The sequence below is a fragment of the Demequina sp. genome, from assembly GCA_024707205.1.
Classification (GTDB): Bacteria; Actinomycetota; Actinomycetes; order Actinomycetales; family Demequinaceae; genus Demequina.
Genome location: JANQAD010000001.1, coordinates 2042828 through 2055603 on the forward strand (window position 1 = coordinate 2042828; position 12776 = coordinate 2055603).

Genomic DNA, 12776 nt, shown 5'->3' on the forward strand with positions numbered 1-12776 from the left:
AAGCTAGATCGCCCCAGCCAGCTCGTAGTCGGGCGTCACGGCGCCACGATCCACGAGAATCGCGGGCTCGAACGCGTGCCCCTGGTAGATGTCGAAGCCCAGGTCCTGGCACTGCGCGAGAGCGGCGCGGGTCTCGATCCGCTCGGCGACAAGGAGCGCACCCCGGACCGGGCCAACTCCACTAGCTGCGGACCGCGCTCGCGCAGGTCGCGATAGTCCACCTTGACGAAGTCGGCGTACTCGAGCAGTTCCAGTTGGGAGCGCGTGCCGCGGAAGTCGTCGAGGGCGATGCGGAAACCGAGCCCGCGGAGATCCGCAAGCCGATCGCGCAGCGCAGAGTCCGCGAAAGCGCTCTCGACGATCTCCACGATCACCTTTGCCGGATCGCAGCCGAGGTCCTCGTGGGCCACGAGGTAGGACCGGGTGAAGTTGATTGAGACGGGAAGCGAGGGCGCGATATCCGGGCCGTCGAGCAACGCGGCGGCGATCACGTGCTCCGTGGCGCGGTCCTGCTGGCGCTGATTCCAGAGATCGATACGAAGTCCGGTGCGACCGGGGGCCCTGAAGAGGAGTTCGTAGCCGAAGAGCTCGTGGCTTGCGGTGAAGATGCCTTGGCGGCCCACGAGCACGCGCGTGCGCTGGGCCCCAGCATGAATGCCGACGGGAGGCAGCTGCCAGAGCCGTGGGCGCGGGGCGTCCGGGTTGTTCAAGAGCTATGCAGGGCGCAAGAAAACCGCCTCGGAGGCGCGGTTGCGCTTCCGAGGCGGATTCGATGACTAGAGCGCCGAGACCTGCTTCGCGAGGGCCGACTTGCGGTTCGCGGCCTGGTTCTTGTGAATGACGCCCTTGGAGGCGGCCTTGTCGAGCTTCACCGACGCGGTCGTGAGCGCGGTCTGCGCCGCGGCCTTGTCGCCGGCGGCGATGGCTTCGCGCACCTTGCGGACGTGCGTCTTGAGCTGAGACTTGACGGCGACGTTGCGCTGGCGCGACTTCTCGTTGGTGCCGATGCGCTTGATCTTGGACTTGATGTTTGCCACGTGAATCCTCGTAATGCTTGATGGAAAAGTTCTGGACGGGCGCGCGGCACGCGCGCACACGAGGAAACAGTCTACCAGTGATGCAGGCTCGAAAGCGAGCGTGACACCTCATCGAACGTCCGTCGCTCAACCACCGCGCCTTCGCGACGCACCGCGCGGGGATTGACCCGGATGATTCTATCGAGCCGCACCTCGGACGGACGCCGCTGGCGGTCCCACGAACCGGTGCCGATGTTGAGCCATTGGCCGCGATTGTGACGGTCGTTGTCGTGGTCCTTGCTGGTGAGCATGAGGCCAAGCAGCCACTTCTCGTCGCGGCCGATCAGGAGCACGGGGCGGTCCTTCCCCTGCGTGTGGTCCTCCTCGAACGGCACCCAGGTCCACACGATCTCGCCCGGATCCGGCTTGCCGTCGAGGCTTGGCGAATACGCGGGCGTCACCTTGCCCGTGAAGTCGCCCGGGTATCTGCCCGACGGCCGGCTTGGCTTTCGCGTTGGCGCTTGCGGCCTCCGCCGCGACAGCACCCATCGCAAGACGAGCAGCACGACGACCGCCAGGATGACCCACTTCACGCCGCGACTCTATCGAGTGCGTGCCGCTACCGCGCGGCATGGGACGATATAGGCCCCCCATTACTGCAAGGAACCGCCGTGCCCAACGACCCCCGCATCGAGCCAGCCTCGACCGCGCCGGAGCGCATCCGCAACTTCTGCATCATTGCGCACATCGACCACGGCAAGTCCACCCTCGCGGACCGCATGCTGCAGCTCACGGGGGTCGTCGAGGCCCGCGCCATGAAGGCCCAGTACCTGGACCGCATGGACATCGAGCGCGAGCGCGGCATCACGATCAAGTCGCAGGCCGTGCGCATGCCGTGGGCCGTGGACGGCGAGGCGCACGCCCTCAACATGATCGACACTCCAGGCCACGTGGACTTCACCTACGAGGTGTCCCGCTCGCTGGCCGCGTGCGAGGGGGCCGTGCTGCTCGTCGACGCAGCGCAAGGCATCGAGGCGCAGACCCTCGCGAACCTGTACCTGGCGCTCGAGAACGACCTCACGATCATCCCCGTGCTCAACAAGATCGACCTGCCGTCCGCCGATCCGGACCGCTACGCCGCAGAGCTCGCCCAGCTGATCGGCTGCAGCGTGGACGACGTGCTGCGCGTCAGCGGCAAGACCGGCGAGGGCGTCGGCGCGCTGCTCGACCGCATCGTCCGCGACATCCCCGCGCCGGTGGGCGACGCGAACGCACCCACCCGCGCCATGATCTTCGACTCCGTGTACGACACGTACCGCGGCGTCGTCACCTACGTGCGCGTGGTGGACGGCTCGCTCAAGTCGCGCGAGAAGATCGCGATGATGTCCACTCTCGCCACGCATGACCTCCTCGAGATCGGCGTCATCAGCCCGGAGCCGGTCGTCACGAAGGGCCTCGGCGTGGGCGAGGTGGGCTACCTCATCACGGGCGTCAAGGACGTGCGCCAATCAAAGGTGGGGGACACGGTAACCCTCGCCGGCCGTCGGGCAACCGAATCCTTGGGCGGTTACCGCGATCCCAAGCCCATGGTCTACTCCGGGCTGTTCCCGCTCGACGGCTCCGACTTCCCGGCGCTGCGTGACGCCCTCGACAAGCTGCAACTGAACGACGCCTCGCTCGTCTACGAGCCCGAGAGCTCGGTCGCGCTGGGGTTCGGCTTCCGCTGCGGCTACCTGGGCCTGCTGCACCTCGAGATTGTGCGCGACCGGCTCGAGCGCGAGTTCAATCTGGAGCTCATCTCTACCGCGCCGAACGTGGTCTACGACGTGCACATGGAGGACGGCAAGGTCATCACGGTGACCAACCCGTCGGAGTTCCCCGGCGGCAAGATCCGCGAGGTGCGGGAGCCCGTCGTCAAGGCATCGATCCTGGTACCGAGCGAGTTCATCGGCACCGTCATGGAGCTGTGCCAGGAGCGCCGCGGAGTCATGGGCACTATGAACTACTTGAGCGAGTCGCGCGTGGAGATGCACTACACGCTGCCGCTCGCCGAGGTGGTCTTCGACTTCTTCGACCAGCTCAAGTCCCGCACCCGTGGCTACGGCTCGCTGGACTACGAGCCCGCGGGCGACCAGGCCGCGGACCTCGTCAAGGTGGACATCCTGCTGCAGGGCGAGACCGTGGATGCCTTCAGTGCGGTGGTGCACAAGGACAAGGCCTACTCGTATGGGCTCGCGATGGTCGGCAAGCTCAAGGACCTCATTGATCGCCAGCAGTTCGAGGTGCCCATCCAGGCCGCGATCGGCTCGCGCATCATTGCCCGCGAGACGATCCGCGCCATCCGCAAGGACGTGCTCGCCAAGTGCTACGGCGGCGACATCTCCCGCAAGCGCAAGCTGCTCGAGAAGCAGAAGGCCGGCAAGAAGCGCATGAAGAACATCGGCTCCGTCGAGGTGCCGCCGGAGGCGTTCATCGCGGCGCTCAGCACCTCCGACGACGGCTCGGACAAGGGCAAGAAGAAATAGCGGTGACCGGCACCGACGCACCGCGCGACTTCGGTGTCTACATCCACGTGCCGTTCTGCACGGTGCGGTGCGGCTACTGCGACTTCAACACGTACGCGCCGGGCGAGCTGGGCGGCGCAACGCCCGCGGGCTATGTCGACGCGGCGCTGCACGAGATGGAATTGGCGGGCGCGGCCATGGGTGCGGAGGTCCGCCCCGCGTCCACGGTGTTCTTCGGCGGCGGCACGCCAACACTGCTTCCGGCCGACGCTCTGGCCAGGCTGCTTGGCGGCGTCCGGCAGGTCTGGGGATTAGTTCCCGACGCGGAGGTCACCACGGAGGCGAACCCGGACTCGGTGACGCGCGAGTCGCTCGCGGTGCTCGCCGACGCCGGGTTCACGCGCGTGTCCCTCGGCATGCAGAGCGTCGTCCCGCACGTGCTCGCGACCCTGGAGCGCACCCACAACCCGGACAATGTTGCGCGAGCGGTGGAGTGGGCCCACGAGGCAGGCCTCGCCACGAGCGTGGACCTCATCTACGGCACGCCGGGCGAGTCGCTCGAGGACTGGCAGCGCAGCCTCGACGCGGCGATCGCGCTGGAACCGGGCCACATCAGCGCCTACGCACTGGTGATCGAGCCCGGCACCAAGATGGGCGCGCAACTGCGTCGCGGCGAGATCGCGGCGACCGATCCCGACACTCAAGCGGACATGTATGAGGCCGCCGACGCCGCGCTGTCTGCTGCCGGTTATGCATGGTACGAGGTGTCGAACTGGTCCAAGTCTCGGCAGGAGCGGTGCCGCCACAACATGGCGTACTGGACCAGCGAGGACTGGTGGGGAATCGGACCCGGCGCCCATAGCTATCTGGGCCCAGCGTCGGGCGCTGGTGGTGAGCGGGGTGCAAAGCGGTGGTGGAACGTGAAGCATCCCCGCGCCTACGGCGACGTGCTGGCGAAAGGCGAGCTGCCCGTCGGCGGGGACGAGGAGCTGACCGCGGAGGACCTAGCGCTCGAGTCCGTGATGCTGCGCATCCGCCTCGCTGACGGGATCCCCACTGCCGGCCTCCCGCCGCGAGCCGTGGCGGAACTCATCGCGGAGGGTCTCGTTGACGGCGCGGCGGCCGTTGGCGGGACGCTGCGGCTCACGCTGCGCGGACGCCTGCTTGCGGACCACGTGGTCCGCACCCTCACCCAGCCGCGGCGCTACTTGATGAACCTGATGATGAGGGGTATCCGGTAGTACTCGCCGCGATTCGCCGCGACGGCCGCGAGAATCGAGATGACCAATAGGTAGATCCCGTAGGCGATCAGCGCGGGGATGAAGACGAAGCCCCCGATGAAGAACGTGATGACCGTGCCGATTCCGGCGACGAGCCCGGCGAGGACCAGCGTGATCCCCGCGTTCACCTGCTGCTTGCCGTGGAAGTCGACGAGCGCGCTGCGCTCGCGGTAGATGAGCCAGATGACGAGCACGGCGACAAGGCCGAGCATCCCGCCAGACAGGATCGCGCCGCCACGGCCGCGACGTTGATCAGCATCGCCCACATGCGGGCGTCCGCCTCGAGCATGGGCTGGGGCGGATAGACGACTGGCACCGATGGCTGCGGAAGGTCTTGAGGTTGTTCGCTCACCGTTCCACTGTGACACAAACACAAGCGGCCCCGATATCCGGAATCGACCGGATATCGGGGCCGCTGTGTTAGGGGAAAACCCTGATTACTTGACGAAGCGGAACGTGAAGGGGTAGCGGTAGCTCTCGCCCTTGTTGTTCTTCATCGCGGCCTGGATGCCGAAGACAAGGGCCAGGATGAACACGATGACCCACAGCACCATGCCGATGATGATGACAAACAGGATCGACGAGATGATGTAGCCGATCACCAAGGTGATGCCCCAGTTGAGGGCCTCCTTGCCCTCGGAGTCGACGAAGGTGCTGCGCTCCCTGAAGATCAGCCACACAATCAGCGGCGCGATCAGCGGAAAGAGGATGTTGCCGGCGCTGCCGAGCGTGGCGTAGAGCCGCGCGTCCGAGTCGGACAGGGCAGGCTGCGGGGCGGCAGCGGGCGGGGGAGGCGTTTCGCTCATGTTGTGGACTCCACAGTCTCTTTGAACGGACAGGAAGTTGGGGCGCAAGTCCCGTGCGCGGATGGGGGACACACCGCAAGTGACTGCACGTCCAACGCGCTCAATCTAGCGAGATTTGCACGGCGCGTACATAGACGCGCGCGCTACAGCGTCAATCCTCGAGCGAGAGCACGCGGATCTGCACCGGGTAGGACGTGGGCACGCCGCGCCGCACTCGGCGGAATGCGTTGACGCACAGGACCAGGGCCACCACGATCACGGCCACCTGGAGCATGCGGCCCACGAAGCCGACGAACGGCACGAACATCCAGATGAGCGTGCCCGCAGCGAACGCGACGAGGAACGCCATGCCCGCGTTGGTCGCCTTCGCAGCTTCGCGCGCGACGAAGGGGTCCTCCTCTCGCCGGACGCGCCACACGAGCCAAGGAATCACGGGCCCGATCACCGCCCCAAGGTGCGCGAAACCGGCGAGCGAGGTGTCGGGACCGTCGAGCGGCGAGTAGCTCATGCGCACACGCTACTGGCCGCTCCCACGGCCCGTCGTAGAATTAGCACTCAGACATGCCGAGTGCTAGCCGGGAGGGACCATGAGCGATGACCGTCGCCAGGCCGTGCTGCGCGCGATCGTCGAGGGCTACGTCGCCACCTCGGAGCCGGTTGGCTCGATGGCGCTTGCGGCCCGCACCGGCCTGTCCGTGTCGCCGGCAACAATTCGCAACGACATGGCCGCGCTTGAGGACGAGGGTCTCATCGCCCAGCCGCACACCTCGGCCGGTCGCATCCCCACGGACAAGGGCTACCGAGCCTTCGTAGACCACCTTGCGGCAACCTCGTTGCCCGAGCCACAGCGTCGGGCCATTGCAAGCTTTCTCTCAGACGCCGCCGACCTCAACGACGTCGTTGAGCGGTCCGTGCGGTTGCTCAGCCAGCTCACGCGACACGTTGCCGTTGTCCAGTACCCGTCGCTGCGCGAGGCGGCCGTGCGCCGTGTGGAGCTGGTGCGCATAGGGCTCGATCGTGCGCTCGTGGTGGTGGTGTCCGCCGATGCCCGCGTGGAGCAGCAGACGATCGTCCTCGACGACACCCCGAGCGACGACATGTTCGAACGCATCGGCCGCGAACTCAACGAGCAGTCGATCGGCGTGCGGCCGGCAGCGCTCGCCGAGTCGCTCGACGCCTGGGTTGCGCGCTCGCCGCAGGTGCCGTGGGCCCGCAAGGTGGCCGACGCTGTTGTGGGGGCCGCGCGTGGCGGCACCGTGGAGCGGGTGGTCTTCGCGGGCACGTCCCATCTCGCGGGCGGAGGCTTCGAGCCCGACGCCATGGGCGCCGTGCTCGACACGCTTGAGGAGCAGGTGGTGCTGCTGCGGCTGCTGCACGAGATGGCCGCAGACTCCGGCGACGTGGCCGTACGGATCGGCGCTGAGACGCATGCAGACTCGTTGCGCGGCGCGTCCCTCGTGGCGAGCGTCTACGGACCAGGCTCGCAGTCTCTCGTTGGAGCGCTCGGGCCCACCCGCATGGACTATCCAGGGACGATCGCGGCGGTTCGCGCCGTGGCCCGCTACCTGTCAAGGGCCGTCGAGGCCGACTAGTGAAGAGGACGTAAGTGAAGGATTACTACGGGGTGCTTGGTGTGCCTCGCACCGCCACCGAGGCGGAGATCAAGAAGGCGTACCGCAAGCTCGCTCGCGAGCTGCACCCCGACGTCGCCGGCTCCGAAGGCGAAGAGCGCTTCAAGGAGGTGGCAGCCGCGTACGACGTGCTCGGCCACCCGGACAAGCGTGCCCAGTACGACAGGGGAGTGGACCCGCGAGCGGCGAGCGGAGCGTCGGGCGGCCCGCAGGGCTTTGGGTTTGAGGACATCTTCGAGACCTTCTTTGGCGGCGGGCAGCAGCGGCGCGGTCCCGCGTCGCGGGTGCAGCGCGGCGGCGACACGTTGGTGCACGAGGACGTCACGCTCGAGGAGGCCGTCTTCGGCGTCTCGCGTGAGTTCACCGTGGATCTCGCAGACGAGTGCGGCACCTGTCACGGTTCCTGCTGCGCGCCGGGAACGTCGCCCACGCAGTGCCGCCAGTGCAACGGCACGGGGCAGCTGCAGCGAGTGGCGCGGTCGCTGCTGGGCAACGTCATGACGACCTCGCCGTGCCCAACGTGCGGGGGTACGGAACCATCATTGCCACACCGTGCCAGGAGTGCTCCGGGCGCGGCCGCACGCACGCCCGCCACACCATGACCGTGGATATCCCCGCCGGCGTTGAGACGGGAACCCGAATCCGGATGCCTCAGGTGGGCGATGCGGGAGTCGCGGGCGGACCCAAGGGCGACATCTACGTGGAGATTCGCCAGAAGGCGCACAAGATGTTCGAGCGCCGCGGGGACGACCTGCACTGCACCCTCCCGGTGCCGATGACCGCGGCAGCGCTCGGCACCGTGCTGAGCCTCGCCACCTTCGACGGCGAGCAGCCGGTGGAGGTTGTGCCGGGGACGCATTCCGGGACCACGGTCAAGCTCAAGGGGCTCGGCGTGGGCAAGCTTCAGCGTCCCGGGCGCGGGGACCTGCTGGTGCACCTCGATGTTCTCACGCCCGCGGACCTCACCGAGGAGCAGGAGGCGCTGCTGCGCCAACTCGCCGCCGCACGCGGGGAGGAGATGCCCGAGGCCAACCTCGCACCCATCGGGCACGGCGTCTTCGCACGCCTTCGCGACGCGTTCATGGGGCGCTGAGTGAGCGCGCCCGTCTTCCTCTGCCCGGAGGCGGCCGACGCCGTGGTCGGGTCCGTGCTCACGCTCACCGGGTCTGAGGCCAGGCATGCCGCGACGGTGCAGCGCCGGACCGTGGGCGAGCGGGTTGATCTGGTGGACGGGCACGGGGTGCGCGCTTCCGGCGTCATCGCCGCCGTGCGCGTCGATGCGCTCGACGTTCGCGTTGAGGCCGTGTCGCGGGATGTGGACACCGAGATCACGCTCGTCCAGGCGCTCGCGAAGGGCGGGCGGGACGAGCAGGCGGTCGAGGCCGCCACCGAACTTGGGGTCACCCGTGTGGTGCCGTGGGCGTCCGACCGGGCGATCGTGCAGTGGCGCGGCGCCAAGGTGGACAAGGGACGCTCCGCGTGGGAGTCGCTCGTGCTCGCCGCGGCGAAGCAGTCCCGCCGTGCTCTGGTGCCGGCCGTGCTCGGCGTCGTCACCACCAAGGAACTCGCGGTGCTGGTCCGTGCGGCCGTAGGCGCAGGCGAACGGGTGTTGGTGCTTCATGAGGAGGCGCGGGTGGCCCTTGCCGGGCTGTCGTGGGCCAATCAGACGCAGCCTGTGTGGGTCATCGTGGGTCCGGAGGGCGGAATCAGCGAGGCTGAGCTTGAGGTGCTTCTCGCGGCCGGTGGTGAGGCGGTGCGACTGGGGCCGCACGTGCTGCGCGCCTCGAGCGCGGGCCCGGCGGCCCTGGCCGCCCTTGCCGCGCTGCGCGGAACCTGGAACTAGGCGGTCGTCGGCTGTCACCCTGCGCTCAGTCGTGGCTGTCACCCTGCGCGGAGTCGCAGGGTCGGCCGTTCCTGTTGCACAGTCAGGTAGGGAACGCTACGTTCGTCCCACCTGGCACCGTGGCCAGGGGGGATTTTGGGTGGGGTGCAGGTGGCTGCTCGGCGTTTGTCGTTGGTGGTTTCGGGTGTGTGTGTTGGCGTGTTGCTTGCTGGGCTGGGCACGCCCGCATCGGCGGTGTCGCCGTCGCCTGAGCCGAGCGTGAGCGATTCGGAGACTCCGGCGGTGGAGCCTTCGGTGGACCCGGCGCCGAGTCCTAGCCCGAGCACAGTTCCCTCGCCGGAGCCATCTGTATCGCCCACACCGTCGCCGGAGGCGCCGGATCCGGTCGACAACGATATGCCTGGTATTTCCGCGACGGTGCAGCATCCGAGTCCTGCGGCGCCGTCTGGGGAGCACTTGGTGGCGACCAGCCCAACCGTAGAGCTGCCGGAAGCATCCGTGGCGTCTGAGGTCGTGGCTCCGGAGGAGTCCGTGATGGCGCCGGACACCCCGGACGCGTTGGAGCCGGATGACGAGTTGGGGCTGACGGAGCCAGTGCTGTCGGAGCTGGTTGACACGGCGTTTAGTGATGAGCCGTGGGCGACGAACGCGGGGACGGGGCGCCCGGATTTGGCGCTCGCCAGCGTCGATCCCGCCGAGGGTCTGTCAGGAATTCTGTGTAAGTGATTCGGCGTGATGCCACGGCTTGGGGCTGTGGTGGAAGGACGATCACATCATGGACGATATCGACAGGGAGGTCCCGCCGCCAGGGTTGCCGGCGCCGCGGGAGCCTGACATGCAGCGCCTGGCCGAAGAGCTTGTGGCGTCCGCGCAGCAGCGGGGGTTGGAGCTCACCGGTGAGGATGGGCTGCTGACGGCGCTGACGAAGCAGATTTTGCAGTCGGCGCTGAACGCGGAGATGGCCGCTCATTTGGGGTATGACAAGCATGACCCGATGGGTCGCGATGGCGGCAACTCGCGTAACGGGTATGGGGTCAAGACCGTGACGACGGACGTGGGCAAGGTCACGATCGAGGTCCCCAGGGACCGGGAGGGGACGTTTGAGCCGCAGATCGTGCCTAAACGCCAACGTCGCCTGAAGGGCTTCGATGAGGCGGTCATCTCGCTGTATGGCAAGGGCATGACCACGGGTGACATTTGTGCGCACTTGGAAGAGGTGTATGACACCACGATCTCCAGGGATCTGGTGTCGACGGTGACCGCGCAGGTGCTGGAGGACATGCGTTCGTGGTTGTCCAGGCCGCTGGATCAGGTGTATCCCGTGATCCTCATTGACGCAATCTTCCTCAAGGTCCGCTCGGGCACGGTCGCGAATCGTCCCTGCTATGTGGCCATGGGGGTGAACCTGGATGGTCAACGCGACGTGCTGGGACTGTGGATGGGACCGTCCGGTGGGGAGGGTGCGAAACAGTGGATGAACATGCTGACAGAGCTGAAGAACCGTGGCATTGTCGACGTATGCATCGTGTGCTGCGACGGCCTCAAAGGGCTCCCGGCCGCGATCGAAGCGATCTGGCCCCAAGCGACCGTGCAAACCTGTGTCGTGCACCTGGTGCGCCAATCCTTGCGGTACTCGTCGACGAAACACTGGCAGAGCATCACCCCGCAACTACGCCGCATCTACACCGCCCCGACCCTGGAAGCTGCCGAGGACGAGTTCGCTCAGTTCACCGAACGGTGGCTGACGTTGTATCCGGCGATGATCAACATGTGGCGCGCGTACTGGCCCCAGTTCATCCCGTTCCTGGACTTCCCACCCCAGATCCGCTCGATGATCTACACCACCAACGCCATCGAGTCTTTGAACGCCCGCTTCCGTGCGGCCCTGCGACGGCGCGGACACTTCCCCGACGAACAATCAGCGATGAAGGTCCTTTATCTGGCGTGCATCGCCAGGGACAAGCACCTCAAAGCCGGTGGAACCAACCCCACCGGCCAAGTCAGAAACTGGAAAGAAATCCTCAACGTCCTGCTGCTGACCTACGGCGACAGGCTCTACCCCACCAACTAGCCGATGACACTTACACAGAAAAACCGACAGACCCCGATCCGAGGGGCTCGAACCGGGTATCCCATGTGTGTTCGGATTCATAGGTCCCGACTGCGGCACGGTAGGCGAGGCGATAACCGACAATCCCATGGAGGCAGGCATGATCGACGGTGGGGCGGACACCGTCGTCGCGATTGGCGAGTCATTCACTCCCTCACAGATCGCGGCGAACTGGGACGCCTATGCTCAGGCGGTCAAGGAGCGCGGAATCGTCGCGGGCACGAATTACGTCCTTGTGACACAGCCCACGGATGCGATCGACGCCACTATGACATCGAGTTTGGGGTGTTTGACGGATGCGGCGTGTATCGCGATTCCGGAGAATCAGTACCGCACCGGGCATGGTCTCGCGCAACTCGAAACTACTGCCGCCTTCGTTGCGACGGCCGCCGTGGCCGATATCGCGTTTGCCGGATCGGCTGCGCTCATTGGCACGCCCGCCAAGAGTGTCGTGATCGGCCGCTACATGGATGCCAGGGTGATCCCGTTTGCGCGCACGAATGGCTTCGGTTATTACCATGGCACTCCCAATTGGATTCGTAAGGCCGTAGAGAAATCAGCAGGTCAGGGCGCGCTCAGGAAGGTGGACCTCTGGTCCAACATGATTTGGATCGAGAAACAGAAGTTGCTCTCGCGGCGTATTGTCGACATCGGTCCGGGGCCAGCGAAGGATACGAGTGCCTTCTACCAGATGGAGCGAAACCGTACCGCCGGGTATTGGAGATATGTAGAAGAGCATCGCGGATGATCAGGGTCAGGAGGATACCAAAGGGCAGACACTTCAGGCGCCAGTACGAAGTTGCGTTCGTGGACTCAAGTGGTGCACTCCTTCGTCCCGTCTCGCGTACTTCGGCGCCCATATTCGAGGTCGAACGCGAGCTGCATACGGCCGATGCGTGGTGGTTAATCGAATCGGCCGATCGGCTCTGGTCAACACACCGCGGGGCATGGGCCGAGTGGCCGCCGCCGGAACTCCGGCGCGATTGAAGGTGCCCGGCTCCTCGTCGGATCCTGGCGTTATCTACCACTCAATCGGGAAGGTAGCGAGCACTGTGACCCCGGCGACAGCGACGCCCAGCGCCACCCACAAGAGGGATCGCTGTGCCCACTCGGGACCTCGCCGCTGTGACATCGCGGTGAGGAACAGCACCAGGGCGAACATCGCCGTGAGGAACGAGTAGTCGTCGCCGCGCTGGTCGTAGTCGAGGCCGCGCTGGTACGACGCGTCAGCCTTGGCGGTGAACTCGTCGGCCTTCGCAGTACTCGCAGGAACACACTCCGGCAGGCCGAAGGGCGTCTTCGTGTTTCCGTCCCACGCCGCGCAGGCCACGTCGAGCTCGTCGGAGAATACCCCCTGGAAGTAGTTCTGTAGCGCCGTGTCGCCGTTTGCTCTAGCCGTGAGCCACTGAGAGAAGACCATCGCGTCCGGCCGAAAGGCGTCGCGAGCGGCGGAGCGCGCGTCGCTCGCCTGCACGCGATTGCTGGAGGCCTGCGCGAAGGCGATGGACATCTCGCCGGGGACTGCTGAGGGTTGGGGTGACTCCGAGCATGAGCTGACGCAGGACCCTGCGGGAAGGATGGCCACC

14 protein-coding genes and 1 pseudogene are annotated in these 12776 nt (G+C 66.5%); 8 read left to right on the top strand and 7 right to left on the bottom strand.

All coding sequences use genetic code 11. The annotated features are described in order from the left end of the window. Positions 1-35: 35 nt before the first annotated feature. From NVV57_10445 to NVV57_10455, 3 genes are all read right to left on the bottom strand, one after another. The gene (locus NVV57_10445) at positions 36-710 is read right to left on the bottom strand and encodes an EAL domain-containing protein (protein ID MCR6713075.1); all 675 of its coding nucleotides are present in this window, start codon (positions 708-710) and stop codon (positions 36-38) included. A 66-nt stretch (positions 711-776) separates the two neighbouring features. Beyond that, positions 777-1037, bottom strand: a complete 261-nt coding sequence (rpsT, locus tag NVV57_10450) for a 30S ribosomal protein S20 (GenBank protein ID MCR6713076.1) — start codon at positions 1035-1037, stop codon at positions 777-779. Between the two features lie 71 nt (positions 1038-1108). Next, positions 1109-1609, bottom strand: a complete 501-nt coding sequence (locus NVV57_10455) for a type II toxin-antitoxin system PemK/MazF family toxin (GenBank protein ID MCR6713077.1) — start codon at positions 1607-1609, stop codon at positions 1109-1111. A 78-nt stretch (positions 1610-1687) separates the two neighbouring features. Here NVV57_10455 and lepA point away from each other — a divergent pair, with 78 nt between their 5' ends. Further along, complete coding sequence (gene lepA / locus NVV57_10460; GenBank protein ID MCR6713078.1) at positions 1688-3541, top strand: translation elongation factor 4; 1854 nt, start codon at positions 1688-1690, stop codon at positions 3539-3541. Between the two features lie 2 nt (positions 3542-3543). Further along, on the top strand, positions 3544-4761 hold the full coding sequence (gene hemW, locus NVV57_10465; protein MCR6713079.1) for a radical SAM family heme chaperone HemW: 1218 nt from the start codon (positions 3544-3546) through the stop codon (positions 4759-4761). On the opposite strand, the gene NVV57_10470 is transcribed toward hemW, so the two are convergent. The 3 genes from NVV57_10470 to NVV57_10480 form a co-directional block, all read right to left on the bottom strand. Next, positions 4725-5066 carry a DUF4870 domain-containing protein gene (locus tag NVV57_10470; protein ID MCR6713080.1) on the bottom strand — a complete coding sequence of 114 codons (342 nt, stop codon included), beginning with the start codon at positions 5064-5066 and terminating at the stop codon, positions 4725-4727. The two genes, hemW and NVV57_10470, sit on opposite strands and share 37 nt — an antisense overlap. 171 nt (positions 5067-5237) lie before the next feature. Further along, positions 5238-5606, bottom strand: coding sequence for a DUF4870 domain-containing protein (locus NVV57_10475; protein ID MCR6713081.1), 369 nt, complete (start codon positions 5604-5606; stop codon positions 5238-5240). A gap of 151 nt (positions 5607-5757) precedes the next feature. Then, positions 5758-6114 carry a DUF4870 domain-containing protein gene (locus NVV57_10480; protein MCR6713082.1) on the bottom strand — a complete coding sequence of 119 codons (357 nt, stop codon included), beginning with the start codon at positions 6112-6114 and terminating at the stop codon, positions 5758-5760. Between the two features lie 79 nt (positions 6115-6193). Between NVV57_10480 and hrcA the strand changes: the two genes are divergently transcribed. The 6 genes and pseudogenes from hrcA (at position 6194) to NVV57_10510 (ending at position 11938) form a co-directional block, all read left to right on the top strand. Beyond that, positions 6194-7198: a heat-inducible transcriptional repressor HrcA gene (gene hrcA / locus NVV57_10485; GenBank protein ID MCR6713083.1), complete on the top strand. Its 1005-nt coding sequence runs from the start codon at positions 6194-6196 to the stop codon at positions 7196-7198. 14 nt (positions 7199-7212) lie between these two features. Then, positions 7213-8330: pseudogene (gene dnaJ / locus NVV57_10490) on the top strand (molecular chaperone DnaJ). Then, entirely contained in the window at positions 8331-9080 is a 750-nt protein-coding gene (locus tag NVV57_10495; protein MCR6713084.1) for a 16S rRNA (uracil(1498)-N(3))-methyltransferase, read from the top strand. Between the two features lie 258 nt (positions 9081-9338). After that, positions 9339-9806, top strand: coding sequence for a hypothetical protein (locus tag NVV57_10500; GenBank protein ID MCR6713085.1), 468 nt, complete (start codon positions 9339-9341; stop codon positions 9804-9806). A gap of 109 nt (positions 9807-9915) precedes the next feature. After that, on the top strand, positions 9916-11151 hold the full coding sequence (locus NVV57_10505; GenBank protein MCR6713086.1) for an IS256 family transposase: 1236 nt from the start codon (positions 9916-9918) through the stop codon (positions 11149-11151). Between the two features lie 139 nt (positions 11152-11290). After that, positions 11291-11938: a hypothetical protein gene (locus NVV57_10510; GenBank protein ID MCR6713087.1), complete on the top strand. Its 648-nt coding sequence runs from the start codon at positions 11291-11293 to the stop codon at positions 11936-11938. Between the two features lie 273 nt (positions 11939-12211). Here the strand turns inward: NVV57_10510 and NVV57_10515 are convergent, their stop codons facing one another. Further along, positions 12212-12700, bottom strand: coding sequence for a hypothetical protein (locus NVV57_10515; protein ID MCR6713088.1), 489 nt, complete (start codon positions 12698-12700; stop codon positions 12212-12214). Positions 12701-12776: the final 76 nt, after the last annotated feature.

What these genes read in the sequence shown, in the direction of transcription:
- NVV57_10475 (MCR6713081.1), bottom strand. Translation starts at nt 5,606, where the DNA reads ATGAGCGAAACGCCTCCCCCGCCCGCTGCCGCCCCGCAGCCTGCCCTG.
- NVV57_10480 (MCR6713082.1), bottom strand. Translation starts at nt 6,114, where the DNA reads ATGAGCTACTCGCCGCTCGACGGTCCCGACACCTCGCTCGCCGGTTTC.
- hrcA (MCR6713083.1), top strand. Translation starts at nt 6,194, where the DNA reads ATGAGCGATGACCGTCGCCAGGCCGTGCTGCGCGCGATCGTCGAGGGC.
- NVV57_10505 (MCR6713086.1), top strand. Translation starts at nt 9,916, where the DNA reads ATGCAGCGCCTGGCCGAAGAGCTTGTGGCGTCCGCGCAGCAGCGGGGG.
- NVV57_10510 (MCR6713087.1), top strand. Translation starts at nt 11,291, where the DNA reads ATGATCGACGGTGGGGCGGACACCGTCGTCGCGATTGGCGAGTCATTC.
- NVV57_10515 (MCR6713088.1), bottom strand. Translation starts at nt 12,700, where the DNA reads ATGTCCATCGCCTTCGCGCAGGCCTCCAGCAATCGCGTGCAGGCGAGC.